Source organism: Pseudoroseomonas ludipueritiae (genome assembly GCF_014490445.1).
In the GTDB taxonomy this organism is placed as follows: domain Bacteria; phylum Pseudomonadota; class Alphaproteobacteria; order Acetobacterales; family Acetobacteraceae; genus Pseudoroseomonas; species Pseudoroseomonas ludipueritiae.
In genome coordinates, this window is the sequence record NZ_JACTUZ010000369.1 from 1 (window position 1) to 768 (window position 768).

The 768-nt window shown below is 69.9% G+C and carries 1 pseudogene; it reads right to left on the reverse strand.

Going from position 1 to position 768, the window contains the following annotated elements:
- Positions 1-729: pseudogene (locus IBL25_RS26425) on the reverse strand (hypothetical protein); the annotation flags it as partial.
- Positions 730-768: the final 39 nt, after the last annotated feature.

Below are 768 nucleotides of genomic sequence, written 5' to 3' on the forward strand. Positions count from 1 at the left end.
CAGCGGCTCACCCCAGCCGGCGGCGGCGGTGGCATCGGCATAGGATTGCAGCAGGCTGTCGTTCAGCGTCAGGCTGAGGTCGTAATCGGCGATGGCGCCGGTGTCCTGCAGATGCGCGATGTCCTGGCGGATGTTGAGCCAGCCGCTGCTGGCATCGCCCAGGCCCTGGCCGCCGTCATGGTCGGTGGTGGAGAAGGTCTGGTGCCAGTTCTGGTACTGGCCCTGGTTCAGCACCTCATGCGCCACCCGCTCGCCATCCAGCGTCACGGTGACGACGCTGTTGACGCGGCCGCCGGCGGCCCCCATGGCGCCGTCGTTGTTGAACTGCGCCTCCACTTCCAGCCCGCCGCCCTTGAAGGCGGTGACATCGAAGACCAGGCGCTGCGAGCCTTCGAGCGGCACCTCGACCCGCGCCTGGGTGGCGAGCGGGCCTTCCTGCCAGAAGCTGGCGCTGCCATCCTTCAGCGCCTGCTGCAGCGCCGCCATCACATCGATGCTGGCATGGGCGCCGGAGCCGGTCATGTCGACCGTCATGCTATGCGCGCTCAGCGCCGCCGCCAGATCCACGGCGGCCCCACCGGCCGGCGCGGCGGCCTCGCTCAGCACCACATCCACGCGGGCGCCGGCAGCCAGATCCGGCCGCGCCAGCGACACCACCGCCATCTTCGCCGAGCCATCGGCATAGGTGGTCTTCACGTCCAGCTGGACCGCCACCTCAACACCACCCACCAGAGCCTTCAGACCCCCACCCGCAGGCAGTTCCCCCTG